The sequence below is a fragment of the Hymenobacter siberiensis genome, assembly GCF_018967845.1.
Classification (GTDB): domain Bacteria; phylum Bacteroidota; class Bacteroidia; order Cytophagales; family Hymenobacteraceae; genus Hymenobacter; species Hymenobacter siberiensis.
On sequence record NZ_JAHLZZ010000001.1, the window covers coordinates 1529980 to 1556102 of the forward strand.

At 55.2% G+C, this 26123-nt stretch carries 22 protein-coding genes and 4 tRNA genes; 22 read left to right on the forward strand and 4 right to left on the reverse strand.

Annotated elements, in window-relative coordinates:
• The first annotated feature begins 93 nt into the window (after positions 1-93).
• Positions 94-678 (forward strand): nicotinate (nicotinamide) nucleotide adenylyltransferase, encoded by a 585-nt coding sequence (gene nadD / locus KQ661_RS06470; RefSeq protein WP_216685961.1) that lies wholly within the window; start codon positions 94-96, stop codon positions 676-678.
• An 84-nt stretch (positions 679-762) separates the two neighbouring features.
• On the opposite strand, the gene frr is transcribed toward nadD, so the two are convergent.
• The 4 genes from frr to KQ661_RS06490 form a co-directional block, all read right to left on the reverse strand.
• Positions 763-1326, reverse strand: coding sequence for a ribosome recycling factor (frr, locus tag KQ661_RS06475; RefSeq protein ID WP_168672203.1), 564 nt, complete (start codon positions 1324-1326; stop codon positions 763-765).
• 99 nt (positions 1327-1425) lie between these two features.
• Positions 1426-2223 (reverse strand): UMP kinase, encoded by a 798-nt coding sequence (gene pyrH, locus KQ661_RS06480; protein WP_216679892.1) that lies wholly within the window; start codon positions 2221-2223, stop codon positions 1426-1428.
• A gap of 24 nt (positions 2224-2247) precedes the next feature.
• Positions 2248-2526, reverse strand: coding sequence for a hypothetical protein (locus KQ661_RS06485; RefSeq protein WP_216679893.1), 279 nt, complete (start codon positions 2524-2526; stop codon positions 2248-2250).
• A gap of 30 nt (positions 2527-2556) precedes the next feature.
• Entirely contained in the window at positions 2557-3060 is a 504-nt protein-coding gene (locus tag KQ661_RS06490) for a biotin/lipoyl-containing protein (protein WP_216679894.1), read from the reverse strand.
• 147 nt (positions 3061-3207) lie between these two features.
• On the opposite strand from KQ661_RS06490, the gene KQ661_RS06495 reads away from it, so the two are divergent.
• From KQ661_RS06495 to KQ661_RS06595, 21 genes are all read left to right on the forward strand, one after another.
• A complete protein-coding gene (locus KQ661_RS06495; RefSeq protein ID WP_235726937.1) occupies positions 3208-5742 on the forward strand; it encodes a M1 family metallopeptidase in 2535 nt (844 codons plus the stop codon).
• A gap of 171 nt (positions 5743-5913) precedes the next feature.
• Positions 5914-5996, forward strand: a tRNA-Tyr gene (locus KQ661_RS06500).
• Positions 5997-6075: 79 nt separating this feature from the next.
• Positions 6076-6148 (forward strand) — tRNA-Gly (locus tag KQ661_RS06505).
• A 15-nt stretch (positions 6149-6163) separates the two neighbouring features.
• Positions 6164-6235 (forward strand) — tRNA-Thr (locus KQ661_RS06510).
• A 171-nt stretch (positions 6236-6406) separates the two neighbouring features.
• Positions 6407-7597, forward strand: a complete 1191-nt coding sequence (gene tuf, locus KQ661_RS06515; protein WP_216679896.1) for an elongation factor Tu — start codon at positions 6407-6409, stop codon at positions 7595-7597.
• Positions 7598-7747: 150 nt separating this feature from the next.
• A tRNA-Trp gene (locus KQ661_RS06520) sits at positions 7748-7818 on the forward strand.
• A gap of 64 nt (positions 7819-7882) precedes the next feature.
• Complete coding sequence (gene secE, locus KQ661_RS06525; RefSeq protein WP_168672196.1) at positions 7883-8077, forward strand: preprotein translocase subunit SecE; 195 nt, start codon at positions 7883-7885, stop codon at positions 8075-8077.
• A gap of 12 nt (positions 8078-8089) precedes the next feature.
• Positions 8090-8656, forward strand: a complete 567-nt coding sequence (nusG, locus tag KQ661_RS06530; protein WP_216679897.1) for a transcription termination/antitermination protein NusG — start codon at positions 8090-8092, stop codon at positions 8654-8656.
• 226 nt (positions 8657-8882) lie between these two features.
• A complete protein-coding gene (rplK, locus tag KQ661_RS06535; protein ID WP_216679898.1) occupies positions 8883-9326 on the forward strand; it encodes a 50S ribosomal protein L11 in 444 nt (147 codons plus the stop codon).
• A gap of 19 nt (positions 9327-9345) precedes the next feature.
• Complete coding sequence (gene rplA, locus KQ661_RS06540; protein ID WP_168672193.1) at positions 9346-10044, forward strand: 50S ribosomal protein L1; 699 nt, start codon at positions 9346-9348, stop codon at positions 10042-10044.
• Between the two features lie 15 nt (positions 10045-10059).
• Positions 10060-10608 carry a 50S ribosomal protein L10 gene (gene rplJ, locus KQ661_RS06545; protein WP_216679899.1) on the forward strand — a complete coding sequence of 183 codons (549 nt, stop codon included), beginning with the start codon at positions 10060-10062 and terminating at the stop codon, positions 10606-10608.
• Positions 10609-10673: 65 nt separating this feature from the next.
• Positions 10674-11054, forward strand: a complete 381-nt coding sequence (gene rplL, locus KQ661_RS06550) for a 50S ribosomal protein L7/L12 (RefSeq protein WP_216679900.1) — start codon at positions 10674-10676, stop codon at positions 11052-11054.
• A 290-nt stretch (positions 11055-11344) separates the two neighbouring features.
• On the forward strand, positions 11345-15190 hold the full coding sequence (gene rpoB, locus KQ661_RS06555; protein WP_394369642.1) for a DNA-directed RNA polymerase subunit beta: 3846 nt from the start codon (positions 11345-11347) through the stop codon (positions 15188-15190).
• Positions 15191-15581: 391 nt separating this feature from the next.
• Positions 15582-19934, forward strand: a complete 4353-nt coding sequence (gene rpoC, locus KQ661_RS06560; protein ID WP_216679902.1) for a DNA-directed RNA polymerase subunit beta' — start codon at positions 15582-15584, stop codon at positions 19932-19934.
• Between the two features lie 76 nt (positions 19935-20010).
• Positions 20011-20475 carry a hypothetical protein gene (locus KQ661_RS06565; RefSeq protein ID WP_216685963.1) on the forward strand — a complete coding sequence of 155 codons (465 nt, stop codon included), beginning with the start codon at positions 20011-20013 and terminating at the stop codon, positions 20473-20475.
• Between the two features lie 54 nt (positions 20476-20529).
• Positions 20530-20853, forward strand: a complete 324-nt coding sequence (locus tag KQ661_RS06570) for a DUF3467 domain-containing protein (protein WP_035567389.1) — start codon at positions 20530-20532, stop codon at positions 20851-20853.
• Positions 20854-21157: 304 nt separating this feature from the next.
• Entirely contained in the window at positions 21158-21580 is a 423-nt protein-coding gene (gene rpsL / locus KQ661_RS06575; RefSeq protein WP_035567920.1) for a 30S ribosomal protein S12, read from the forward strand.
• A gap of 96 nt (positions 21581-21676) precedes the next feature.
• Complete coding sequence (rpsG, locus tag KQ661_RS06580) at positions 21677-22144, forward strand: 30S ribosomal protein S7 (RefSeq protein ID WP_035567919.1); 468 nt, start codon at positions 21677-21679, stop codon at positions 22142-22144.
• A 108-nt stretch (positions 22145-22252) separates the two neighbouring features.
• Positions 22253-24391 carry an elongation factor G gene (gene fusA, locus KQ661_RS06585; RefSeq protein ID WP_216679904.1) on the forward strand — a complete coding sequence of 713 codons (2139 nt, stop codon included), beginning with the start codon at positions 22253-22255 and terminating at the stop codon, positions 24389-24391.
• 39 nt (positions 24392-24430) lie between these two features.
• The gene (gene rpsJ, locus KQ661_RS06590) at positions 24431-24736 is read left to right on the forward strand and encodes a 30S ribosomal protein S10 (protein WP_035567915.1); all 306 of its coding nucleotides are present in this window, start codon (positions 24431-24433) and stop codon (positions 24734-24736) included.
• Between the two features lie 96 nt (positions 24737-24832).
• The gene (locus KQ661_RS06595; protein ID WP_216679905.1) at positions 24833-26101 is read left to right on the forward strand and encodes an O-antigen ligase family protein; all 1269 of its coding nucleotides are present in this window, start codon (positions 24833-24835) and stop codon (positions 26099-26101) included.
• Positions 26102-26123: the final 22 nt, after the last annotated feature.

Sequence of the window (26123 nt, forward strand, 5' to 3'; positions counted from 1 at the left end):
GAATAAAGGCTGTCATCCTGAGCGTGCGAAGGACCTTATCACGTTCGCTGCGTCGGGTATTATCATGTGATAAGGTCCTTCGCACCGCTCAGGATGAGAGTTTCTTCCCGCATCGGCCTGCTATTTGGCTCGTTCAATCCCGTGCACACCGGCCATCTCATCCTGGCCGAACATTTTGCCACACGCACCGATTTAGCTGAAGTCTGGCTCGTCGTCACGCCCCACAACCCCTTCAAAGCCGCTGCCGACCTGCTGCCCGATACCCAGCGCCTCCGCCTCGTGCAGCGCGCCATCGCCGATAACCCCCGCCTGCGCGCCGAGGACATCGAATTTGGCCTGCCCCGCCCCAGCTATACCATCGCCACGCTCGACGCCCTGCGTCAGCGCCACCCCACGCGCGATTTCGTGCTCCTCATGGGCAGCGACAATCTCCCCGGTCTGCCGCGCTGGCAGGAGGCGGCCCGTCTGCTTTCGGAAGTCGATATCTACGTATATCCCCGTTCCGGCTCGCCCATTCCCGATTTAGCGCCCTTTCCCCGCGTGCAAGTCATGACCGCGCCGCTGCTCGACATCTCGGCTACCTACATCCGCGAAAGCCTGCGCCAGGGCCACAGCATCCGCTACCTGGTACCCGCCGCCGTCGAAGAGGCGCTCCAGCCTCCGCGCACCTCCGCATAGCCACTGCGAGCCTCTGCGAGAATTACGACCCACAAAAAAGCCTGACGATAATTCGCCAGGCTTCTTCGTCATTAAAAGGCCAAATCAGATGGTCATAATCTCGGATTCCTTCCTGCTGAGCGTCTTTTCAACCTCTGCAATATAATTATCCGTCGTTTTCTGCACCTTCTCTTCGGCGCTCTTCACGGCATCTTCCGAAGCGCCTTCTTTTAGCAGCTTGCGCAGGCTCTCGTTCACATCCTTGCGGATGCCCCGCACCCGCACCTTACCGGCTTCCGATTCGTTCTTGGCCTGCTTCACCAAATCGCGGCGGCGCTCCTCGGTCATGGCCGGAATGTTGAGGCGTACTCCATCTGCATCCGATACTGGGTTCAGGCCCAGGTCACTGTTTTTGATTGCTTTAGCTACCTCGCTCACCATGTTTTTTTCCCAGGGCTTGATGAGGAGCGAGCGCGCATCGGGTGCGGTAATGTTCGCAATCTGGCTCACGGGCGTGGGGGTACCGTAGTAATCCACGCGCAGGCCATCGAGCATCGCCGGTGAGGCCCTGCCCGCCCGAATGCGGCTCATTTCAACGTTTACATGCGCCAAAGCCTTGCTCATCGATTCGGCAAGCTCATCAAGGTAAAACTGAATTTCTTCGTCCATCTCGTTAGAAGGGTTGAATTTTGAGGGTTGAATGTTGAATGACGTTGAGTTGAGGCCGAAATAATCATTCAACCCTCAAAACTCAACATTCAAAATTTCTTAAGCTTGCTCCGGCTGGTTGCCCACCAGCGGCTGCAACAGGCTTTGGGCGGGGTCGATGAGGGGCTTGCGGCCATCGCGGCCGGTACCGCCGGCGCTCACCAGCGTGCCCATGGCCTCGCCGTTCAGCAGACGCTCCAGGTTGCCCGGGGTGTTCATGTCGAACACGATGATGGGCAGGTTATTTTCCTTGCAAAGTGTGAAGGCCGTCATGTCCATCACGTTCAGATTCTTGCTCAGCACCTCGTCAAAAGTGATTTCGGGGTAGCGCGTGGCCGTGGGGTCCTTCTCCGGGTCGGCCGTATAAATGCCGTCCACCCGTGTGCCTTTCAGTACCACGTCGGCCTCAATCTCAATGGCCCGCAGCGAGGCTGCCGAGTCCGTAGTGAAATAAGGCGAGCCGATACCAGCCCCGAAAATCACCACGCGGCCCTTTTCCAGGTGCCGCACCGCGCGCCGCCGGATATACGGCTCGCACACCCGCTGAATGGTGAGGCCGGAGAGCAGGCGCGTGCTCACTTCCAGCTTCTCCAGGGCGCTTTGCAGGGCCATCGAGTTGATGACCGTGGCCAGCATGCCCATGTAGTCGCCCTGCACGCGGTCGAGACCGAAGGCTTCGGCCTGCACGCCCCGGTAAATATTGCCACCGCCAATCACGACGGCCACCTGCACGCCCGTTGCGGCCACGCTTTTAATTTCGGAGGCGTACTGCATCAGCCGTTCGGCGTCGATGCCGTACTGCTGCTGGCCCATCAGCGCTTCGCCGCTGAGCTTGAGGAGAATGCGATTGTATTTCAATTTCGTGGTTTTCAGGCAAGCCTTCTATTTAAGGCCGCGAATTAAATCGATAATTTGAGTCAAGCCAGCTGTTGTTTCCTGCTGAAATTTTTCCGTGTCCCGGCGTAGCTCCAACACGTTGCGACTTACGTCTTCCAACTTTCCTTCCACGCGTTCGATGCGGTTTTCGACGCGCACTATTTTAGTATTCAGCTCGCTCTGTCCTTCTCGCATACGAGCGAGTTCTTCAACCGTACGGTCTTGCTTGCGCAGCATTTCGACCATTACATTTTCCAGCTGCTTGAATCTTTCGTCGATATTCATGAGGGATGAAATAAAATGAAAGACTAAGAACTACGAAAACTGCACCAGCACCTGGCCTTTCTGCACGTTGTCGCGCAGGTTCACTTTCAGGTTGCTCACCGTGCCGTCGGCGGGCGCTTTCAGAATGTTTTCCATTTTCATGGCCTCCAGCACCAGCAGCGGGTCGCCCTTCTGCACGGTCTGGCCGGGCGTCACCCGAATGTCTACGATGAGGCCGGGCATGGGGGCTTTCAGCTCGTTTACTTTGGCTACGGCGGCATTGCTCATGCCCAGGCGCTCAAGCAGCAGGTCGAACCGGTCTTTGGCTTGCATCACCACGCGCTGGCCGTTCAGCTTCAGCACAATGTTTTTGGTGGCGTAGTCAATTTCGACAACTTCTGCATTGTAAGAGCGACCTTCGTAAAGCACATGAAATCGTCCTTCGCCCAAATCCGCTACATCCCAGGCCAACGGCTGGCTATTGAGCGTGATAGCGTCGGTGGCGCGATAGTCTACTTCCCAGACTTGGTCGGGGGCGGTGCTGATTTGGAACATCGAAAGCGGATGGGGTGGGGGGAAAGCGGTGTTAAAGGTAGCCCAAATCTCAAATTAATTCAGAAATTGAGGCGTTTTTCGCCTGTTGCTGCTGGCATGAAGTATCTGGTTCCGGGCCTTACCAGCCTGTTGTTGTTCGCACAATTTATGGCGGTTGCCCAAAGGGGCACGTCTGGCTCGGGCAAGTTGCCCATTAAAGCCCCCATTCACAAAAAAATCGCGCCCGAACCGCCGCCCGCTACCACGTCGGCCGGTCTTGTCGTACCGTCCTGGCTGCCTTCAGAAGCATCCATCCAGCCCGCCGCCACCATCCTCACCGATGTCGTGGACACGAAGCTTGATGTTCGTTTCGATTACAAAAAGCAATACTTGCTGGGCACGGCCATTCTCACGTTGCGCTCGCATTTCTATCCGCAGGGAGAAGTGGTGCTCGATGCCAAGGGTTTCGATGTGCAGAAAGTAGAGTTAGTTGGTGAAAAGAAGAATAAAAGCCTCACCTATAACTACAACCGTCGCAAGCTCGTCATCGCGCTCGACCACCCGTACCCGCGCAACACGCCCTATCAGGTGCGCATCGTGTACCTAGCAAAGCCCAACGAGCTGCTGCAGGGCGGTTCCGCCGCCATCACCAACGACAAGGGCCTGTACTTCATCAACCCGCTGAGCCTGGAGAAGAATAAGCCCCGCCAAATCTGGACCCAGGGCGAGACGGAGTCCAGTTCCTGCTGGTTTCCCACCATCGATAAGCCCAACCAGCGGATGACCCAGGAAATTAGCATGACCGTGGAAAAGCAGTTCAAAACGCTTTCCAACGGCCTGCTCACGGCCTCCCACGCCAACCCCGACGGCACCCGCACCGATACCTGGAAGCTGAGCGCGCCCCACGCGCCCTACCTGGCCACAATGGTGGTGGGCGACTTTGCCGTCGTAAGCGACTCCTGGCACGGTAAGCCCGTCGACTATTACGTGGAGCCCAAATACGCCGGCACCGCCCGCGCCGTCTTCGGCCACACGCCCGAGATGCTGGACTTTTTCTCCAAAAAGCTGGGTGTGGAGTACCCATGGGAAAAATACGCCCAAGTGGCCGTGCGCGACTACGTAAGCGGGGCCATGGAGAATACCACGGCTTCCACCTTCGGCAGCTTCGTGCAGGCCTCCAGGCGCGAATTGCTCGATTCCAATTTCCAGACCAGCGAGTTTGTGATAGCCCACGAGCTGTTCCACCAGTGGTTCGGCGATTATGTGACCTGCGAAAGCTGGGCCAACCTCCCCCTCAACGAGTCCTTCGCCGACTATTCCGAATACCTCTGGGCCGAGCACAAGTATGGGGCTGACGAAGCCGGCCTCGTGCAGGAAATCAAAATCAATAACTACCTCGAAGAGGCCCAGAGCAAGCGCGAGCCCCTCATCCGCTACCGCTACAACAACCGCGAAGACATGCTTGACCGGCATTCTTACGATAAAGGCGGCCGCGTGCTCCACATGCTGCGCAAATACGTGGGCGACGAGGCATTCTTCGCTTCCCTTAACCGCTACCTGACCCAGAACAAACTCTCAGCCGTCGAAATCTCCAAGCTGCGCACCGCTTTCGAAGAAACTACCGGCGAGGACCTGATGTGGTTCTTCAACCAGTGGTTCCTCAGACGCGGCCACCCCGAGCTCCGCATCACCCACAGCTACGCCAACGGCCAGGTAGCCCTGCGCGTGCAGCAAACGCAGGATACCCTGTTCCAGCCCGTCTACCGCCTGCCCGTCACCGTCGCCGTCTGGACCGGTAGCAACCAGCCCACCGAACACCACATCACCGTCACCAAAGCCGACCAGACCTTCCAGCTACCTGCCGGTCAGAAGCCGGTTTTCGTTAAGTTCGATAGCGAAAGCCAGCTTCTGGCCCAGTTCGACGAAGAACGTACCACCGATGAGTTGGTCTTTCAGTTCTACCACGCCCAGAGCTACCAGCAGAAGTCGGAAGTGTTAGATCTGCTCCAGAATAAAACCGACCAGATGGCCGTGAGCAGCCTGCTCCGCAACGCCCTCAACGATAAATTCTGGAACGTGCGCCGCCTCGCTCTCGACCACCTCCGCCGCTACCGCGGCCCCGAGCCCGCCGGGATGCGCAAAGACATCCAACGCCTCGCCGCCGACCCCGCTTCCCGCGTCCGGGCCCAGGCCATCACCACCCTGGCCACCTTCCCCGATGGTAATTATGGCGCTATTTATGAGAAAGCCGTCGGCGACAGCTCTGCCCTGGTAGCCGCCGCCGCGCTTGTGGTCCTCGCCAAAAGTCCCGAGCCTACCACGCAACAGCAGGTCGCCTCCATCGAAAACACCACGAGCAGCCCGCTCCTTGTCGCTATCGCCAGCTACTACGCCCTCAACGGCGGCCTCGATCAATACCCCTGGTTTCTGCGCCGCCTGCCCGATGTCACCGAAGCCGACCTCTACGCCTACTTCCAGTCTTTCGGCACTTTCATGGCCCACATTCCGCCCGTAGAGCGCGATAAAGGCGTCAAGATTCTCGAAGACTATGCCCGAAATTCCCCACGCTACGAAATCCGTTTAGGTGCCTACAAGAGCCTCGCGCTCCTGCTTCCATCCATGCCCAGCCTCAAAGCCACCCTCCAAAACATCCGCGAGAAGGAAACTGACGACCGACTGAAGGCATTTTATAACCTTATGTAAAAGCAACTTCCGTGAATAGCGCAAAAAAAGAACAACCTTTTTTTGCGCTACCCCTTGCCTTGTGTCAAAAAACCTCTAATTTTGCGACTCCTTACGAAACACTACTACTACGGTAGCAGCGAAACATAAGGGGTTACGCCACCCGGCAATCGGCCGGGCAGCACCAAAAATGGGGGTATCGCATAGTGGCAATTGCGGGTGACTGTAACTCACCTCCTTCGGGTTCATAGGTTCGAGTCCTGTTACCCCCACCATTTTGAGTTAAAAGTTAGGAGTTAAAAGTTAAGAGATTTTAACTCCTAACTTTATACTTTTAACTCTTAACTCCCTTCTGCGGGAGTAGCTCAGCTGGTAGAGCGGCAGCCTTCCAAGCTGCAGGTCGCGGGTTCGAACCTCGTCTCCCGCTCATTTTTCAGAATAAGCCGTTTTAGCTCAGTGGTAGAGCACTTCCTTGGTAAGGAAGAGGTCATGGGTTCAAATCCCATAAATGGCTCAGATTATTACACAAGTCCAGCAAATCGGAATTATTCCGGTTGCTGGCTCGGTTCTCTCAGGCAAGCGACGCACAGTTTTCTATTTCAGTAGGGGCTGAGTCTCGCTTTCTTCGTGTAGGTTCCGATTTTACCTTCAAATTCACTTCACCACCTCTTTTTTACTCTTTACAATGGCTAAAGAAAATTTCGACCGGTCCAAGCCGCACGTAAACATCGGTACCATCGGTCACGTCGACCACGGCAAGACCACTCTGACTGCTGCTATCACGCAGGTGCTGGCCGGCAAAGGCTTGGCAGAGAAGCGTGATTTCGGTTCGATTGACAACGCCCCCGAAGAGAAAGAGCGTGGTATCACCATCAACACCTCGCACGTAGAGTACTCGACGGTTCTCCGTCACTACGCTCACGTTGACTGCCCCGGTCACGCTGACTATGTGAAGAACATGGTAACCGGTGCTGCCCAGATGGACGGTGCTATCCTCGTGGTAGCTGCCACCGACGGCCCAATGCCCCAGACCCGTGAGCACATCCTGCTCGCCCGTCAGGTAGGTGTTCCCCAGCTGGTGGTGTTCATGAACAAAGTAGACATGGTGGATGACCCCGAGCTCCTCGAGCTGGTGGAAATGGAAATCCGTGAGTTGCTCTCGTTCTACGACTTCGACGGCGACAACATTCCGGTTATCCAGGGTTCGGCCCTCGGCGGCCTGAACGGCGATGCCAACTGGGTTCCCAAAATCGAAGAGCTGATGGACGCGGTTGACTCGTTCATTCCGATTCCTGCTCGTCTGACTGACCTGCCCTTTCTGATGCCTGTTGAGGACGTATTCTCGATTACCGGCCGTGGCACTGTTGCCACCGGTCGTATCGAGCGCGGTATCATCAACTCGGGTGAGCAAGTTGATATTCTGGGTATGGGCGCTGTTGCCGGCCTGAAGTCGACTGTTACGGGTGTGGAAATGTTCCGCAAAATCCTCGACCGTGGCGAAGCTGGTGACAACGTAGGTCTGCTGCTCCGTGGTATTGAAAAAGAAGCCATCCGTCGCGGCATGGTTATCTGCAAGCCCGGTTCGGTAACTCCTCACCAGAAGTTCAAGGCTGAAGTTTACGTTCTCTCGAAAGAGGAAGGTGGCCGTCACACGCCGTTCTTCAATAACTACCGTCCGCAGTTCTACCTGCGTACCACCGATGTTACCGGCATCATCACCCTCCCCGAGGGCGTTGAAATGGTAATGCCCGGCGACAACATCACCATCACCGTTGAGCTCATCAACAAGGTGGCGATGGAGAAAGGCCTCCGTTTCGCTATCCGTGAGGGTGGCCGCACGGTAGGTGCCGGTCAGGTAACCGAAGTTCTCGACTAAGCTCCGGCTTAATCAGTAATAAAAGCCGCTCTCGACTTCTTCGGGGGCGGCTTTTTTACGCTGAAACAGAAGCAAATATTTGTTTTCTCTTCTGTTTCTCTTACCTTTGCACTCCCTTTAGCGAAATGCGCTTTGCGGGAATGCCAATAAACGAGTGTGGTGCAGCGGTAGCATACGGGTCTCCAAAACCTTTGACGGGAGTTCGAATCTCTCCACTCGTGCAATCTGGGTCAGTTGGCCCGCTCCATGTCGTCATCAGCGGCAACGCTGTTATTTCTTCAACCAATGGACAAACTGAGCAATTATTTTCGCACCACCATCGAGGAGATGCGTTACAATGTAACGTGGCCCACGACGACGGAACTGCAGAAAAGCGCCGGCCTCGTGCTGATTGGTTCGCTGGTTTTTGCCATTGTGGTAGGCGTCATGGATATCAGCTTTGAGTCGGTACTTAAAGCGTTTTATAACTCGTTTCGCTAATCAACAGTCAAGATGGGCGAATTGAAATGGTACGTGGTCCGCTCTGTGAGCGGCCAGGAAAAGAAAGCCAAAAACTACCTCGAAACAGAGCTCGGCCGGCATAGCCTGACCGAGCTTGTGCCGCAGGTACTGATTCCGGTAGAGAAGGTGTTTGAGATGCGCAACGGCAAGAAGCGCGTCCGCGAGCGGAACCTCTACCCCGGCTACATCATCATCCACGCTGACCTCAGCCACGGTGAAGTTGACCACATCATCACCAGCACGCCCGGCGTGATTGGTTTCCTTGGCGACAAGGACAAGAAGGACGCTTCGAACAACAAGCCCGTCCCGCTGCACATCACCGAAGTGAACCGTATTCTCGGTATCGTGGATGAAGCCGAACAGCAGGTTGATGCCGCCCTCGACAAGCCTTACGTAGTGGGCGAACTCGTGAAAGTGGTAGATGGCCCCTTCAATGGCTTCTCCGGTAATGTGGATGAAGTATTTGAAGAGCGTAAGAAGCTGAACGTAGTTGTGAAAATCTTCGGCCGCTCGCAGCCGGTAGAACTCAGCTATACTCAGGTAGAAAAAGAAATATAGAACGTCATGCCGAGCGAAGCCGAGGCATCGCGCTCGCATCGTCTGACGATTTAGTTAGTAACACACACGATATGCTTCGGCTTCGCTCAGCATGACGTTCTAACTGATTCATATAAAAACACCACGCCGGCTAATTGCTCCGGGTCGGCGGGGCTTCCAAACAAGGAGTTTACTAAACTGAGGCAAGCGCGAGTTACGACGCAGGCGCCACAGCCAATACAATCAAATGGCCAAAGAAATCAGAGGTTATCTGCGTCTGCAGATAAAGGGAGGCTCAGCGAACCCATCGCCGCCGGTAGGACCTGCACTTGGTAGCAAAGGCTTGAATATCATGGAGTTTTGCAAGCAGTTCAATGCTCGCACCCAAGATAAAGCCGGCCAGATTTGTCCTGTACTTATCACCATGTACACCGATAAGTCGTTCGACTTCGTGGTGAAGACGGCACCGGCTCCGGTGTTGCTCATGGAAGCAGCTAAGATTCAGAGCGGTTCGAAAGAGCCGAACCGGAACAAGGTTGGCTCCGTGACGTGGGACCAAGTACGTACCATTGCCGAAACGAAAATGGTTGACTTGAACGCCTTTAAGGTGGAGTCGGCGATGAAGTCGGTGGCTGGTACGGCCCGCAGCATGGGTATCACCATCAGTGGCACTTCTCCTTTTGCTGAATAATTAAACGGAGAACCTACACATGGCACAAGTAAGCAAAAAGCGCAAGGAAGCCCTTGCCAAACACGACCTGACGCAAATGCGCAGCCTCGTGGAAGCCGCAATCGTGGTGAAGGATATTACCTACACCAAGTTCGATGCTTCAGTAGATATTGACGTTCGCCTCGGTGTGGACCCTCGCAAAGCGGACCAGATGGTTCGTGGCGTGGCTACCCTGCCCCACGGCACCGGCAAAACCGTTCGCGTTCTGGCCTTGGTTACTCCCGACAAGGAGGCCGAAGCCCTCGCCGCCGGCGCCGACTTCGTTGGTCTGGACGACTATATCGCTAAAATCGAGAAAGGCTGGACCGACATCGACGTAATCATCACCATGCCCGCCGTAATGGCTAAGGTAGGTCGCCTGGGCCGTGTGCTCGGCCCCCGTGGTCTGATGCCGAACCCGAAGTCGGGCACCGTTACGACCGACGTCGCTAAGGCGGTGCAGGAAGTGAAGGCTGGTAAAATCGACTTCAAAGTTGACAAAACCGGTATCATTCACTGCTCCGTGGGTAAAGTATCGTTCGACCCAAGCATGCTGGCCGAAAACGCCCTGGAGGTAATCCAGACGTTGGGTCGCCTGAAGCCGTCGTCTTCGAAAGGTACCTACATCAAGAGCATCACGCTCAGCAGCACGATGTCGCCCGCTGTTCCGGTGGACAGCCAAGTAAATTCCGCTAGCTAATTAACCCAACCAAACATGACTCGGGAAGAAAAACAAACCCTCGTGGATGAGTTGAGCGGAAAAATGCAATCGCACAACTCGTTCTACATTGTCGATGCTTCGGTAATGTCGGTGGCGAAAATCAACGACTTCCGTCGTATGGCGTTCACCCGCGGTCTGGAATACAAGGTGTACAAAAATACCTTTATCCGGAAAGCGCTGGATACCCTCGGCCACGATACGTCGGAGATGAACTCCGCACTGAAAGGCCAGTCGGGCGTACTATTCTCTACGGAGAGCGGCTCGGCTCCTGCCAAGATGCTGCGTGACTTCTACAAATCGCAGGCTTACGGCCGCAACGTAACGCCCAAGCCCGTGCTGAAAGGCGCTTATGTGGATGCTAGCATCTACATCGGCTCCGACCAGCTCGAAGGTCTTACGACCCTCAAAGGCAAGCAGGAACTGCTCGGTGAACTCATCGGTCTGCTCCAGTCGCCCGCTAAAAATGTTATCTCGGCTCTTCAGAGCGGTGGCAACAAACTGGCCGGCATCCTCAAAACCCTCAGCGAAAAAGAGGCCGCTTAATTAGCTGCTTTTTCGCCCCCCTAATCAAATTTTCAACAACACATTTTTTTTAACAATCTACAGAAATGGCAGATTTGAAAGCATTCGCTGAGCAGCTTGTAAACCTGACGGTGAAAGAAGTAAACGAATTGGCAACCATCCTGAAGGACGAGTACGGCATCGAGCCCGCTGCTGCTGCTCCCGTAATGATGGCCGGTGGTGGCGCTGCTGCCGCTGACGAGGCTCCCGAGGAGAAGACGTCGTTCGACGTTATCCTGAAGGCTGCCGGCGGCGCTAAACTCGCTGTTGTGAAGCTGGTGAAAGACCTGACCGGCCTTGGCCTGAAGGAAGCCAAAGAGCTGGTTGACGGTGCTCCTAAGGCCGTGAAAGAAGGCGTAACCAAGGACGAGGCTGAGTCGCTGAAGAAGCAGCTCGAGGAAGCCGGTGCTGAAGTAGAAGTTAAGTAGTTTCTGCTCCTGAAGCATCTCCGGACCCGCTTCGAATAAGGATAGACCTGGCAACTTAGCCAGGTCTTTTCCTGTTTGTAGCGTGTCAACCGCGCGAGCCACCCAGTTCGCGCTTTTGTTATGTCAGCTAACTATCTTGTTGCATAGATAGTTAGGGAGTGCGTTGTACCGCTGACAAGTCGCTATTGCGGCTTCCTTTTTTACGCTTCTGTGTCCATCTTATAATCCCCATCGCATTGGCTACACCGAAAGCAAAGACGGCCGCGCTCAAAAAGGCCGCCGACGCGCGAATCAATTTCGCCAAGATTAAGAAGGTTATCGAGTACCCGGACTTTTTGGACGTGCAGGTTCGCTCGTTCCAGGAATTCTTTCAGTTGGAAACTGCTGCTGAGCGTCGTTCTAACGAAGGATTGTTCAAAGTGTTTGCTGAGAACTTCCCAATTTCGGATTCGCGCGAAAACTTCGTACTGACCTTTATCGACTATCACGTTGACCCACCGAAATATTCGGTCGACGAATGCATTGACCGTGGTTTGACTTATTCAGTTCCGCTGAAAGCAAAGCTCCGTCTGGTTTGCAATGATAAGGACAACGAGGACTTCGAAACGATTGAGCAGGAGGTGTTCCTCGGGAACATCCCTTATATGACCGTAAAGGGTTCGTTCGTTATCAACGGTGCCGAGCGCGTTATCGTATCGCAGCTGCACCGCTCGCCGGGCGTATTCTTCGCCCAGAGCAAGCACACGAACGGTACCAAGCTGTATTCGGCCCGGATTATCCCGTTCAAAGGCTCGTGGATTGAATTTGCCACGGACGTGAACAACGTGATGTACGCGTACATCGACCGCAAGAAGAAATTCCCGGTGACGACGCTGCTGCGCGCCATCGGCTATGGCACCGACAAAGACATTCTCGACCTGTTCGGGCTGTCGGAGGAAGTGAAGTCCGACAAGAAAAACCTCAAGAAAGCCGTTGGTCGCAAGCTGGCTGCCCGGGTGCTCCGCACCTGGACGGAAGACTTCGTGGACGAAGACACCGGCGAAGTTGTATCGATTGACCGCAACGAAGTGTTGCTGGAGCGCGATGCCACGATTGAGGAAGCGGATATCGACGTGATTCTGGAGGCCGGCGCGAAGTCGGTTATTCTGCACCGCGAGAACGTGAACATTGCGGATTTCGCAATCATTTACAACACGTTGCAGAAGGACAACTCCAACTCGGAGAAGGAAGCTGTTGAGCAGATTTACCGTCAGCTCCGGAACACGGAGGCTCCTGACGAAGAAACTGCCCGTGATATCATCCAGAAGCTGTTTTTCTCGGACAAGCGCTACGACCTCGGAGAGGTAGGCCGCTACCGGATTAATAAGAAGCTCCAGATTGGCATGGACCAGGAGTCACGGGTGCTGACCAATCAGGACATTGTCTTGATTGTGAAATATCTGATTGGCTTGAGTAACTCGAAGGCCATTGTCGATGACATTGACCACTTGAGCAACCGTCGCGTGCGTACCGTGGGCGAGCAGCTCTACGCTCAGTTCGGCGTGGGTCTGGCCCGCATGGCACGTACCATTAAGGAGCGCATGAACGTGCGCGACAACGAGGACTTCAAGCCGGTTGACCTGATTAATGCCCGGACGCTGTCCAGCGTTATCAACTCGTTCTTCGGTACGAACCAGCTGTCGCAGTTCATGGACCAGACGAACCCGCTGGCCGAGGTGACGCACAAGCGTCGCGTATCGGCACTCGGGCCGGGAGGTCTGTCGCGCGAGCGCGCTGGCTTCGAAGTACGTGACGTACACTACACGCACTACGGTCGTCTTTGCACCATCGAAACGCCGGAAGGACCTAACATTGGTCTGATTTCGTCGCTGTGCGTGCACGCCCGCGTGAACGCAATGGGCTTTATCGAAACCCCTTACCGCGACGTGAAAGGCGGCAAGGTGGACATGAGCCCTAATGTGAAATTCCTGACTGCTGAGGAAGAGGATACCCACCACATCGCACAGGCCAACTCCCTGCTGGATGAGGGCGGTAACCTGACCCAGGAGCTGGTGAAAGGCCGTTTTGAAGGTGACTTCCCGGTAGTTAATCCCTCGGAGTACTCCTACATGGACGTGGCCCCGAACCAGATTGTATCGGTAGCTGCTTCGCTGATTCCGTTCCTGGAGCACGATGACGCCAACCGTGCGCTCATGGGCTCGAACATGCAGCGCCAGGCGGTGCCGTTGCTCCGTCCCGAAGCTCCGATTGTGGGCACGGGTCTGGAAGCACGTATCGCAAGCGACTCGCGTACGCTGATTATGTCGGAAGGCGAGGGCGTGATTGACTACGTGGACGCCAACAAAATCGTGGTGAAGTACGACCTCACGGAGGACGACATCATGGTGAGCTTCGATGCTGAGCGTATTACTTACGACCTCATCAAGTTCCGTCGCACCAACCAGGATACCTGCCTCAACCTGACGCCACTCGTGAAGCGCGGCGAGCGGGTGACCAAGGGCCAGGCCCTCTGCGAAGGCTATGGTACCAACAAGGGCGAACTCGCCCTGGGCCGTAACATGCAGGTGGCATTTATGCCATGGCAGGGCTACAACTTCGAGGATGCCATCGTCATCTCGGAGCGTGTGGTTCGCGACGACATCTTCACCTCGATTCACATTGAGGAGTTTGAGCTGGAAGTGCGCGAGACCAAGCGTGGCGAAGAAGAGCTGACCTCGGAGATTCCGAACGTGAGCGAAGAAGCTGTGCGTAACCTCGACGACAACGGCATCATCCGCCTCGGCGCGGAGGTGAAGGAAGGCGACATCCTGATTGGTAAAATCACGCCGAAAGGCGAGACAGACCCCACGCCGGAAGAGAAGCTGCTCCGCGCCATCTTCGGCGATAAGGCCGGCGATGTGAAGGATGCTTCGCTCAAAGCGCCGCCCTCCCTGCAGGGTGTGGTTATCGGTACCAAACTCTTTTCGCGTCCTAAGAAAGACAAAAACCTCCGGGCCAAGTCGAAGAAGGAAGTGGAAGACCTGAAAGGTACTTACGCGCAGGAACTGCGTGGCGTGAAAGCCATCATGATTGATAAGCTGGTGCAATTGCTGGAAGGCAAGACGAGCCAGGGCATCAAGCACCGCTTCGGCGAGGAGATGATTTCCAAGGGCGTGAAGTTCAACCGCAAGAACATCAACGAGGGGATGTTCCCCGAGAAGAACCCGTACAAGGACGAAAGCAACTACGCCGTTCCGGAAGAAGTGAACCTGTTTAAGGACCTGATTCTGGAAGGCTGGACGGCTGATGCCCGCGTAAACGGCCTCGTGCTGGAGCTGGTGCGTAACTACGCCAAGCGCCGCAACACCATTACCGCGAAGTTCAAGCGTCAGCGCTTTACCCTGGAAGTGGGCGATGAGCTGCCCGCTGGCATCGTGCAGTTGGCTAAGGTTTACATCGCCAAGAAGCGCAAGCTGAAGGTGGGTGACAAGATGGCCGGCCGCCACGGTAACAAAGGTGTAGTAGCCCGCATCGTACGCGATGAGGACATGCCCTTCCTGCCCGACGGTACGCCGATGGACATCGTGCTTAACCCGCTTGGTGTACCAAGCCGGATGAACATCGGTCAGATTTACGAGACCGTACTGGGCTGGGCTGGTCTGAAAATGGGTCGCACCTATGCTACCCCGATTTTCGACGGCGCAACCGAGGATGAAGTTGCACACGAGCTGACCGAAGCCGGCCTGCCGGACTGGGGTCGTGCGTACCTGTACGACGGCTTGAGCGGCGACCGTTTCGACCAGCCGGTAACCGTGGGCGTGATTTACATGCTCAAACTCGGTCACCTGGTTGACGACAAGATGCACGCTCGTTCCATCGGGCCGTACTCGCTCATCACGCAGCAGCCGCTGGGTGGTAAGGCGCAGTTCGGTGGCCAGCGCTTCGGCGAAATGGAAGTGTGGGCACTGGAGGCCTTCGGTGCTTCCAACGTGCTGCAGGAAATCCTCACCATTAAATCGGACGACGTGGTGGGCCGCGCCAAAGCGTATGAAGCCATTGTAAAAGGCGACATTCTGCCCAAGCCGAATATCCCCGAGTCGTTCAACGTGCTGCTCCACGAATTGCGTGGTCTGGCACTGGAAATCACGATGGAATAGTGAATTGCTGCCGGTTGCGGCTGAGGCGTAAGCTTTGGCCGCAACTCGTAGTTTGCCTGCCGGCAGGCAGCAGAAGGCTCTGATTGAGTGCCTCTGGTAACAAAAGATGAGAAAACGCTTCGGTGAAAGAGGAGCGGGGGCTGTTCCGAGATATGGTCAGTGCAGCATTCAACCCCCAGTGAATTTTAATCGAAGGCCTTCCCATCAGTCAGTACTGCCCAACGGTCTTAATAATTCGACCTTTTAAAAGTGCCTTTGCCCAACATACCTATCTGTTCCGCAAAGGCACTTTTTGAAGTGTCAACCTGTTCTGATTCTCTTGCGCCCTTCTGGCGAACGGCGAAGAATCAGGCAGCTCAAAGCCAACAGCTACTAGCTTAACCCCAATCAAATGGCTTTCGCAAAAAACAAGAAAGTAGTTCAGGACTTCTCCAAAGTCACGATTTCGCTGGCCTCGCCCGAAGCAATTCTGGAGCGTAGCACCGGCGAAGTGGTGAAGCCTGAAACCATCAACTACCGCACGTACAAGCCCGAGATGGGTGGTCTGTTCTGCGAGCGCATTTTCGGTCCCGTGAAGGACTGGGAGTGCCACTGCGGCAAGTACAAGCGGATTCGTTACAAGGGCATTATCTGCGACCGTTGCGGCGTGGAGGTGACCGAGAAGAAAGTGCGTCGTGAGCGCATGGGCCACATCGAGCTGGTGGTGCCCGTTGCCCACATCTGGTACTTCAAGTCGCTGCCTAACAAAATTGGCTACCTGCTGGGCCTGCCCACCAAGAAGCTCGACCAGATTATCTATTACGAGCGGTACGTAGTCGTACAGCCCGGCTCGCTGGCGGAAGAAGGCGTACAGATTCTCGACTTCCTCACCGAAGACGAGTACCTGGACATCATCGATAAGCTCCCCCGCGAGAACCAGATGCTGCCCAACGAGGACCCCAACAAGTTCATCGCCCGCATGGGTGCTGATGCTCTGCACATGCTGCTGGAGCGCATCAACCTGGACGAGCTGAGCTACTCGCTGCGTGACTCTGCTGCCCACGAGACTTCGCAGCAGCGTAAGGCGGAAGCCTTGAAGCGTCTGCGCGTAGTGGAAGCTTTCCGTGATGCCGCTACCCGCGTGGAAAACCGCCCCGAGTGGATGGTTATCCGCATGGTGCCCGTTATTCCCCCGGAACTGCGTCCCCTCGTTCCGCTCGACGGTGGCCGTTTCGCCACTTCCGACTTGAACGACTTGTACCGTCGCGTTATCATCCGTAACAACCGCCTCAAGCGCCTGATTGAAATCAAGGCTCCTGAAGTGATTCTGCGGAACGAGAAGCGCATGCTGCAGGAAGCCGTTGACTCCCTGTTCGACAACTCGCGCAAGGTGAACGCCGTGCGCGCCGAAGGCAACCGCGCCCTGAAGTCGCTGTCCGACATGCTGAAAGGCAAGCAGGGCCGTTTCCGTCAGAACCTGCTCGGTAAGCGTGTCGACTATTCGGGTCGTTCGGTAATTGTGGTTGGTCCTGAGCTGAAGCTGCACGAGTGCGGCCTGCCCAAGAACATGGCGGCCGAGCTGTTCAAGCCGTTCATCATCCGCAAGCTCATCGAGCGCGGCATTGTGAAGACGGTAAAGTCGGCTAAGAAAATTGTGGACCGCAAGGACGCTGTGGTATGGGACATCCTGGAGAATGTGCTGAAAGGCCACCCAGTGCTGCTCAACCGGGCTCCTACGCTTCACCGTCTGGGTATCCAGGCATTCCAGCCGCGCCTCATCGAGGGCAAGGCTATCCAGCTGCACCCCCTCGTTTGTACGGCCTTCAACGCTGACTTTGACGGTGACCAGATGGCTGTGCACGTGCCCCTCGGCCCGGCCGCTATCCTGGAAGCCTCCATGCTCATGCTGGCTTCGCACAACATCCTGAACCCCGCCAACGGCGCGCCCATCGCGGTGCCGTCGCAGGACATGGTTCTGGGTCTGTACTACGTTACCAAAGGCAAGCGCAGCACCGAAAACGAGAAGATTGTCGGTGAAGACCGGGTATTCTATTCGGACGAAGAAGTTGTTATCGCCATCAACGAAGGCCAGCTTTCGAAGCACGCTTTCATCAAGGTACGGACGCAGATTCGGGACGAAAACGACGACTTGGTAACCAAAATCGTCGATACCGTAGCCGGCCGCGTGCTGTTCAACCAGCTCGTGCCGGAAGAAGTAGGTTTCGTGGATGAGCTGCTGACCAAGAAGAAGCTCCAGCAAATCATCTCGACGGTGTTCAAGCGCACGGGCATGGCTCGTACGGCGCAGTTCCTAGACGAAATCAAGACTCTTGGCTTCCAGTCGGCCTATAAAGGCGGCCTGAGCATGGGCCTCGGTGATATCAAAATCCCGATGGAGAAGGACGTGCTGGTAAAGCAGGCGCAGAACGACGTGAAGGCCGTAACCCAGAACTACCAGATGGGTCTGATTACGGATAACGAGCGTTACAACCAGGTTATTGACATCTGGACGCGCATCAACAACCAGATTACGGAGACGCTGATGGGCCGCCTGGAAAAGGAGGACCAGGGCTTCAACTCCATCTACATGATGATGCACTCGGGAGCCCGTGGCTCGCGCGAGCAGATTCGTCAGCTGGGCGGTATGCGTGGCCTGATGGCCAAGCCGCAGAAGTCGCTGCAAGGTTCGATTGGCGAGATTATCGAAAACCCGATTCTGTCGAACTTCAAAGAAGGCCTTGACGTAATCGAGTACTTTATCTCGACGCATGGTGCCCGTAAAGGTCTGGCTGACACGGCTCTGAAGACGGCTGACGCCGGCTACCTAACCCGTCGTCTGGTAGACGTTTCGCAGGATGTAATCGTGAACGAGCCGGATTGCGGCACGCTGCGCGGTATCGAAACCTTTGCGTTGAAAGACAACGAAGACATCGTGGAGCCGCTGGCCGAGCGTATCCTGGGCCGTGTAACGGTGCACGATATCATTGACCCGCTGACCGGCGAAGTACTCCTGACTTCGGGTTCCGAAATCAAGGAAGACACGACCCGTCGTATTGATGCCACTAGCATTGAATCGGTGGAAATCCGCTCGGTGCTGACTTGCGAAAGCAAGCGCGGTATCTGCGCCAAGTGCTACGGCCGCAACCTGGCTTCGGGCCGCATGGTGCAGCGTGGCGAGGCAGTAGGTGTTATCGCCGCTCAGTCGATTGGTGAGCCTGGTACGCAGCTCACCCTGCGTACCTTCCACGTAGGTGGTACGGCTTCTAACATCGCCGTGGAGTCGAACATCAAAGCCAAATTCGCTGGTGTGGTGGAGTTCGAGGACGTTCGTACCGTAGCAACCATGACGCCGGAAGGCGTGAAAGGTGCCGTGGTAATGGGCCGCTCGGGTGAAGTTCGCATCGTGGAGAAAGGCACGGGCCGCGTCTTCACTTCCAACCACGTTCCCTACGGCTCTTTCATGCTCGTAACGGAAGGCCAGGAAGTGGAGAAAGGCACCGAGCTGAACAACTGGGACCCCTACAACGCCGTTATTTTGGCCGAGTTTGATGGTACCGTGCAGTTCGATGCCATCACGGAAGGCGTGACCTACCGTGAGGAATCGGACGAACAGACCGGTCACCGCGAGAAGGTAATCATGGAGTCGAAGGCGAAGGACCAGAACCCGTCCATCATCATCCGCCCCGGCAAAAAGGGCGATGCCGAAGGTCAGAAGGGCTACAGCATTCCGGTGGGCTCGCACTTGAACGTCGAGAACAACGAGAAAATCACGGCTGGTCACATCCTCGCCAAGATTCCTCGCTCGGTGGGCAAGACCCGCGACATCACCGGTGGTCTGCCGCGGGTAACGGAGCTTTTCGAAGCCCGGAACCCGTCGAACCCCGCCGTGGTATCGGAAATCGACGGCGTGGTAACCTACGGCACCGTGAAACGCGGCAACCGTGAAATCTACGTTGAGTCGAAAGACGGTGTCAAGAAGAAATACATGGTGCCGCTGTCGAAGCACATTCTGGTGCAGGACAACGACTTCATCCGCGCCGGCATGCCGCTGTCGGATGGTGCCATCACGCCTTCGGACATCCTGAGCATTCAGGGCCCCGGTGCCGTGCAGGAGTACCTCGTGAACGAGATTCAGGAAGTGTACCGCTTGCAGGGTGTGAAAATCAACGACAAGCACATCGAGGTGGTAGTCCGCCAGATGATGCAGAAAGTTGTGATTCTGGATGCCGGTGACACGTCGTTCCTCGAAAATCAGGTGATTGATAAAATCATCTTCATGGCCGAGAACGATATGATTATCGACATGAAAGTGGTGACCGAAGCCGGTGATTCGAGCAACATGAAGCCCGGTCAGATTGTGACAGCCCGTCGCCTCCGCGACGAGAACAGCAGCCTGAAACGCCGCGACCTCACCCTCGTGCAAGTGCGCGACGCGCAGCCTTCGGTTTCGCGCCCCACGCTGCAAGGCATCACGCAGGCGTCGCTTGGTACTGCTTCGTTCATCTCGGCCGCATCCTTCCAGGAGACGACCAAGGTGTTGAGCGAAGCCGCCATCCGCGGCAAGGCCGACCAGCTGCTGGGCCTGAAGGAGAACGTAATCGTCGGTCACCTCATCCCGGCCGGTACCGGTCTGCGCGAATACACGCGTCAGATTGTCGGCTCGAAAGAAGAGATGGAAGCTGCCCAAGCCGCGCAAGCAGCCGAAGCTGCCGTTCCCGCCAAGCGCCCCAGCCGTGCTGGCAAGCGCGAAGTGTCGGCTGAGTAATCCGCCGTAGGTTTGTAATGGAAAAGCCGACTGGGGTATCCCGGTCGGCTTTTTTTGTTTATTGCATTCCAGTTATATGAGCAAGACTAAAATGAAAAACCGATTAAGCGTTGCTCTGGTGCTTCTAACGGGAGCTTTGAGTTTCACAGGATGCACGACCTTCCAGATTCCGGTTCAAAGTTTTCGGCAGCAGTTTGCTGGAGTAGACATGAACAGTCTGCAACAAGTAAGAGTAAGTGGACCTTATGGAATGCCGATAAGCTACCTTGCAAACGTCGGCAGAATTCCGATAATCAAGTGTGTTGACTCTAATAATAAGGAAGTAACTCTGCAAAATAGCCCTTCAATTGAGGTTCGCTTCACCCACAATGGCAAAAGGAATATCATGTATTTTGACCGCCTTTTTATAAAAGACAGCGCAGTTATTGGTAGTCCTTCGACCTTTATGCTAGGTTTAATGAATGTCATTCCATTGCGCGATATCACGAAGATTGAAGTGCAGGATGGGCACAAGAATTTTCATTATGTGGACAGGCGGTAGAGCTGTTTGCAAATATTGATAAAGCCAAACATCTAAGTTTATAAAGCCATTCAAATGCAACCAACCGACCAAAATCCGGACCCCAACGCCATCAATATCGAGCTTTCCGAAGCCATGGCCGAGGGCGAATACGCCAACCTTGCCATGATTGCGCACAGCAACAGCGAGTTCGTGATTGACTTCATCCGCATGATGCCCGGCCTGCCCAAGGCCAAGGTGAAGGCGCGCATCGTCGTCACGCCCGAGCACGCCAAGCGCCTGCTGCAAGCCCTCACCGAGAACATCGAGCGGTTTGAAGCCGCCTTTGGCCCTATTAAGATGCAGAACGAAGCCCCGAGCTACCCGATGAACTTCGGCGGCGCGGTAGGTGAGGCGTAGGGTGAGACAGATAATTAGGATGCATAAGCACCTTCATGCAATAATGGAGGTGCTTTTTGCTGCCCAGCCGTCAACCTCACCCCCTGACCCCCTCTCCAAAAAAGAGGGGGCACCGGTCTTGCTTCTTATGGCGTCAGGCTCCCCTCTCTTTTGGAGAGGGGCCGGGGGTGAGGTGACCCGCGAGGATAATTCCGCAGCTATCTGAAAATTAACATCCTCACGCTGTTTGCTATTGCGGCGAAATAATCTTACCTTTGCAAGCCAAATTTTAGGGGCAAACGGCTCCCAACAAACCATTCCTTAAATGCCAACCATCAATCAGTTAGTACGGAAAGGCCGTGAGGCTTTGACTACCAAGTCGAAGTCGCCCGCCCTTGATTCGTGCCCGCAGCGTCGGGGCGTATGCACTCGTGTGTATACCACCACGCCTAAGAAGCCGAACTCGGCTATGCGCAAAGTGGCCCGTGTGCGCCTTACCAACGGTAAGGAAGTAAACGCATACATCCCCGGTGAAGGCCACAACCTCCAGGAACACAGCATCGTGCTGATTCGTGGTGGCCGGGTTAAAGACTTGCCAGGTGTTCGCTACCACATTATCCGTGGCGCCCTGGACACCGCCGGTGTAAGCGGCCGGACCCAGCGTCGTTCTAAGTACGGTGCCAAGCGTCCGAAGCCCGGTCAGCCCGCCGCAGCAGCGAAGGGTGCACCCGCTAAGAAGAAAAAGTAATTTATTAGTTGTCGGTTGCTAATTGACAGTTTGAAGGGAATTAATGTCCTCAATGACTGACAATTAGCAGCTAACAACTGACAACTAAATAAACTCATGAGAAAGTCAAAACCAAAAAAGCGCATCTTGCTGCCGGACCCTAAGTACAAGGAGACGCTGGTAACCCGCTTTGTGAACTACATGATGTACGATGGTAAGAAAAACCTGGCGTACACCATTTTCTACGATGCCTGTGACCTCGTGGAGCAGCGCACCAAGGAGAGCGGCCTCGAAATGTGGCGCAAAGCGTTGAACAACGTGATGCCCACCGTGGAAGTAAAGAGCCGCCGCGTAGGTGGTGCCACCTTCCAGGTTCCGATTGAAGTGCGTGCTGACCGCCGCATCTCGGTGGGTGCCAAGTGGATGATTCAGTACGCTCGTCGTCGTGGTGAGAAGACCATGAAGGATAAGCTGGCTGGCGAAATTATCGCCGCTGCTAAAGGTGAAGGTGCTGCCGTTAAGAAGAAAGACGACACCCACCGCATGGCTGAGGCCAACAAGGCCTTCTCGCACTTCCGTTTCTAAACTGGAAATTTGAGTTTGGGGTCTTAGGGACTTGGATTTATTTGACGGATTGTTCTGTTAAACGGCCCAAGACCTGAGACCCCAAATTTATAAGCCTTAACCAAAATCATGGCCGTTAACAAAGAACTTCAATACCTCCGTAACATCGGGATTATGGCGCACATCGACGCCGGTAAGACCACGACGTCGGAGCGTATTCTGTATTACACGGGTAAAACCCACAAAATCGGGGAAGTGCACGATGGTGCCGCCACGATGGACTGGATGGAGCAGGAGCAGGAGCGCGGCATCACGATTACCTCGGCTGCCACCACCACGTTCTGGAACTACCCCACCGACGTGAAGGGTGACCCCACGCCGGATACCCACCAGTACAAAATCAACCTCATTGACACCCCCGGCCACGTTGACTTCACGGTAGAAGTAGAACGTTCGTTGCGTGTGCTCGATGGTGCCGTGGCATTGTTCTGCGCCGTTTCGGGCGTTGAGCCGCAGTCGGAAACCGTATGGCGTCAGGCTGACAAGTACAGCGTGCCCCGTATCTGCTTCGTGAACAAGATGGACCGCGCCGGTGCCGACTTCTTCAAGGCCGTTAACGAAATTAAGGAGAAGCTGGGTGCTAACCCCGTGCCGCTGCAGATTCCGATTGGCGCTGAAGATACTTTCAAAGGCGTAGTTGACCTGCTCACTGGCAAAGCCATTGTATGGGACGATGCTACCGAAGGTAAGTCGTACAGCGAAATCCCCGTTCCTGAGGACCTCGTTGAGACGGTAGCCGAGTGGCGTCAGAAGCTCGTTGAGAGCGTAGCCGAGTATGATGACGCGTTGCTGGAGAAATTCTTCGACAACCCCGATTCCATTACGAAAGAGGAAATGATGGTTGTTATCCGCCAGGCGGTTATCGACATGAAGTTCTCGCCCGTATTGTGCGGCTCAGCCTTCAAAAATAAGGGTGTGCAGACGATGCTGGATGCCGTTATGGCCTACCTGCCGTCGCCCCTCGACATGCCCGCCATCATCGGTACCGACCCCGACACCGGGGCCGAAATTGAGCGTCACCCCGATAACACGGAGCCTTTCACCGCACTGGCGTTTAAAATTGCTACCGACCCGTTCGTAGGCCGTCTGTGCTTCTTCCGCTGCTACAGCGGCGTGCTGGATGCTGGCTCGTACGTGCTCAACAACCGCACCGGCAAAAAGGAGCGTATCTCGCGCCTCATGCAGATGCACTCCAACAAGCAGAACCCGATTGACAAAATCCAGGCGGGCGACATTGCGGCAGGTGTTGGTTTCAAGGATATCCGCACCGGCGATACGCTGAGCGAAGAGAAGCACCCCATCGTCCTCGAGTCGATGAGCTTCCCCGAGCCGGTAATTGGCTACGCTATTGAGCCAAAAACCCAAGCTGACGTTGACCGGATGGGCATGGCCATCGCCAAGCTCATCGAGGAAGACCCCACGCTGAAAGTGAACACCGACCCTGAAACGGGCCAGACCGTTCTCCGTGGCATGGGTGAGCTACACCTTGAAATCATCATCGACCGTATGCGTCGTGAATTCAAAGTGGAAATTAACCAGGGTGCCCCGATGGTGGCTTACAAGGAGATTCTCACCAAGAAAGTCGACCACCGCGAAACCTACAAGAAGCAGACCGGTGGCCGCGGTAAATTCGGCGACATCGTGTTTGAGCTCGGTCCGAAAGAGACCGACCCGGAAAAGCCCGGCTTCGAGTTCGATAATGCCATTGTGGGCGGTGTTATCCCCCGCGAATTCATTGCCCCCATCCAGAAGGGTTTTGAAGAAGCCATGAAGCAAGGTCCGTTGGCCGGCTTCCCGATTGAGGGCATGAAAGTGCGTCTCTACCACGGTTCCTTCCACGACGTTGACTCGGACGCCCTGTCGTTCGAACTCGCCGCCCGTGGTGGTTTCCGCGAAGCTGCCCGCCAGGCTGGTCCGAAATTGCTCGAGCCTATCATGAGCGTGGAAGTGGTGTGCCCCGACGAGTATACGGGTCCCGTAACTGGTGACTTGAACCGTCGTCGCGGTCTGATGAAAGGCATGGACACCAAAGGCGGTGCCCAACTGATTAAGGCTGACGTTCCGTTGTCGGAGCTGTTCGGCTACGTAACTGCACTCCGTACGATTTCGTCGGGTCGGGCTTCGGCTTCGCTCACGTTCTCGCACTACGAGCAGGTGCCGACCAACATGGCCGAAGCCATCATCGCTAAAGTAAAAGGAAGTAAATAATACCGGTCACTAACTTGGTCAATCGGACCAAAACCCCCAATGAACCAGAAAATTCGCATTAAGCTGAAGTCCTACGACCACAACCTCGTAGACAAATCGGCCGAGAAAATCGTGAAAGCTGTGAAGGCCACCGGTGCCATCGTAAGCGGCCCGATACCTTTGCCGACCCAAAAGGAGAAGTTCACCGTCCTGCGTTCGCCCCACGTGAACAAGAAGAGCCGGGAGCAATTCCAGCTTTGTACCTACAAGCGCCTCGTGGACATCTTCTCGACTTCGTCGAAGACTGTTGATGCCCTCATGAAGCTGGAATTGCCCAGCGGCGTTGACGTAGAAATCAAAGTCTGAGGATTCGATTTCAGTATTAATTGAGTTAAAGCCCCACCATGATTCGTCGTGGTGGGGCTTTTTCTTTCGAACTTGCGGTGCCACTATATACCATTCATGCTTTCTGTATTTTCCATTGCGCGCCTACATCGTTCAGCTTTCTTCTTCTGTGCCTGCATTATCATCAGTATTTTCCTGGTCAATTGGCTGAGGGTAGCATTGGGTATTGCCATGGGAGGGCTGGCGGTGACAAGTGTGGTTTTCGCCTTGGTGCATAAGCGTATTGCCAATCGTTCATTGTGGCCCGTGTTCGGAAGCATTGCAATGGTATTTGTACTCCACCTACTGGCTGGAATTCACACCCAGGCGGTAAACATGGATGAATATCGGTTTGACCTGGGAATGCAGCTGCCTTTTCTGATGCTGCCGCTCTCTTTCTGGTTGTTGCCACCGCTACCCAGCCGCTACCTGCGTGGGCTGTGGTGGATATTTATTGCCATGACGGTGCTGGCAGCTTCGGGAGCTACAATTAACTATTTGCTGCATGCACAGCAAATCAACGAGTCATACATGCACTCCAAAGTGATGCCGACGGAGCCGGACCACATCCGGTTCAGCATCATGATTACCATGGCAATTGCCGCTGCCGTACTGCTGGTTGCTCATCATACGGTGGCACCACGGTGGCGCACCTGGGCAAAGGCTTCCATCGTAGGAATGGCACTTTTCTTACACTTGCTGGCCGTACGAAGCGGAGAAATGACCTTCTATGCTTTGGGCGGACTAGCAGTGTTGTGGTTGGCATTTGGTAAAAAGCAATGGCGAAAAGCTATAGTGCTGGCCACTGTGCTGATAATGTTGCCAGTAGTAAGCTATTTCACCTTTCCCACTTTCCGCAATAGGGTCTACAATACCCAGGAAGATGTGAGCAAAGTACAGGAGAGCTCCGAAGGCAAGAACTTCTCTATTTCGGCTCGGGTATATTCATACCAGGCGGCGCTTGCGGTGTGGCGTGATAATAAGCTGACCGGAGTAGGGAAGCCAAATCTGGAAGGTGAGATGGCCAAGCGCTATGCAGCGTTGTACCCCCAGCTCACGTCGGATTTTTACATCATGCCCCACAACCAATACTTGTATAACCTTGCGGCCTACGGTAGTATTGGGCTGCTGATATTCTGCCTGAGTCTGTTCTACCCCGCCTGGTGGGCCCGAAAGAAACACGCCCCACTACTATTGGCCCAGTATGTTAGTATTGCCTTGTCCTTCTTGGTCGAATACACGCTGGAAACGCAGATTGGCCTTGCCTTCGCGGTATTCTTCCTGCTCTTGGCTCTGCAGGGTTCGTTACCCCACGACGACCCAGACCCAACTTGGCGTCCCGCCTGATATTCCCAATTCCCTGCAAGGA

Excerpts from the sequence above, each read along its gene's own strand:
- KQ661_RS06565 (WP_216685963.1), top strand. The coding sequence starts at position 20,011 with ATGAGCAAGACTAAAATGAAAAACCGATTAAGCGTTGCTCTGGTGCTT.
- rpsJ (WP_035567915.1), top strand. The coding sequence starts at position 24,431 with ATGAACCAGAAAATTCGCATTAAGCTGAAGTCCTACGACCACAACCTC.
- rplA (WP_168672193.1), top strand. The coding sequence starts at position 9,346 with ATGGCACAAGTAAGCAAAAAGCGCAAGGAAGCCCTTGCCAAACACGAC.
- KQ661_RS06595 (WP_216679905.1), top strand. The coding sequence starts at position 24,833 with ATGCTTTCTGTATTTTCCATTGCGCGCCTACATCGTTCAGCTTTCTTC.
- KQ661_RS06490 (WP_216679894.1), bottom strand. The coding sequence starts at position 3,060 with ATGTTCCAAATCAGCACCGCCCCCGACCAAGTCTGGGAAGTAGACTAT.
- rpsL (WP_035567920.1), top strand. The coding sequence starts at position 21,158 with ATGCCAACCATCAATCAGTTAGTACGGAAAGGCCGTGAGGCTTTGACT.
- nadD (WP_216685961.1), top strand. The coding sequence starts at position 94 with ATGAGAGTTTCTTCCCGCATCGGCCTGCTATTTGGCTCGTTCAATCCC.
- frr (WP_168672203.1), bottom strand. The coding sequence starts at position 1,326 with ATGGACGAAGAAATTCAGTTTTACCTTGATGAGCTTGCCGAATCGATG.
- rpsG (WP_035567919.1), top strand. The coding sequence starts at position 21,677 with ATGAGAAAGTCAAAACCAAAAAAGCGCATCTTGCTGCCGGACCCTAAG.
- rplK (WP_216679898.1), top strand. The coding sequence starts at position 8,883 with ATGGCCAAAGAAATCAGAGGTTATCTGCGTCTGCAGATAAAGGGAGGC.
- nusG (WP_216679897.1), top strand. The coding sequence starts at position 8,090 with ATGGGCGAATTGAAATGGTACGTGGTCCGCTCTGTGAGCGGCCAGGAA.
- KQ661_RS06570 (WP_035567389.1), top strand. The coding sequence starts at position 20,530 with ATGCAACCAACCGACCAAAATCCGGACCCCAACGCCATCAATATCGAG.
- rpoC (WP_216679902.1), top strand. The coding sequence starts at position 15,582 with ATGGCTTTCGCAAAAAACAAGAAAGTAGTTCAGGACTTCTCCAAAGTC.
- fusA (WP_216679904.1), top strand. The coding sequence starts at position 22,253 with ATGGCCGTTAACAAAGAACTTCAATACCTCCGTAACATCGGGATTATG.
- rplL (WP_216679900.1), top strand. The coding sequence starts at position 10,674 with ATGGCAGATTTGAAAGCATTCGCTGAGCAGCTTGTAAACCTGACGGTG.
- tuf (WP_216679896.1), top strand. The coding sequence starts at position 6,407 with ATGGCTAAAGAAAATTTCGACCGGTCCAAGCCGCACGTAAACATCGGT.
- KQ661_RS06495 (WP_235726937.1), top strand. The coding sequence starts at position 3,208 with ATGGCGGTTGCCCAAAGGGGCACGTCTGGCTCGGGCAAGTTGCCCATT.
- KQ661_RS06485 (WP_216679893.1), bottom strand. The coding sequence starts at position 2,526 with ATGAATATCGACGAAAGATTCAAGCAGCTGGAAAATGTAATGGTCGAA.
- secE (WP_168672196.1), top strand. The coding sequence starts at position 7,883 with ATGGACAAACTGAGCAATTATTTTCGCACCACCATCGAGGAGATGCGT.
- rplJ (WP_216679899.1), top strand. The coding sequence starts at position 10,060 with ATGACTCGGGAAGAAAAACAAACCCTCGTGGATGAGTTGAGCGGAAAA.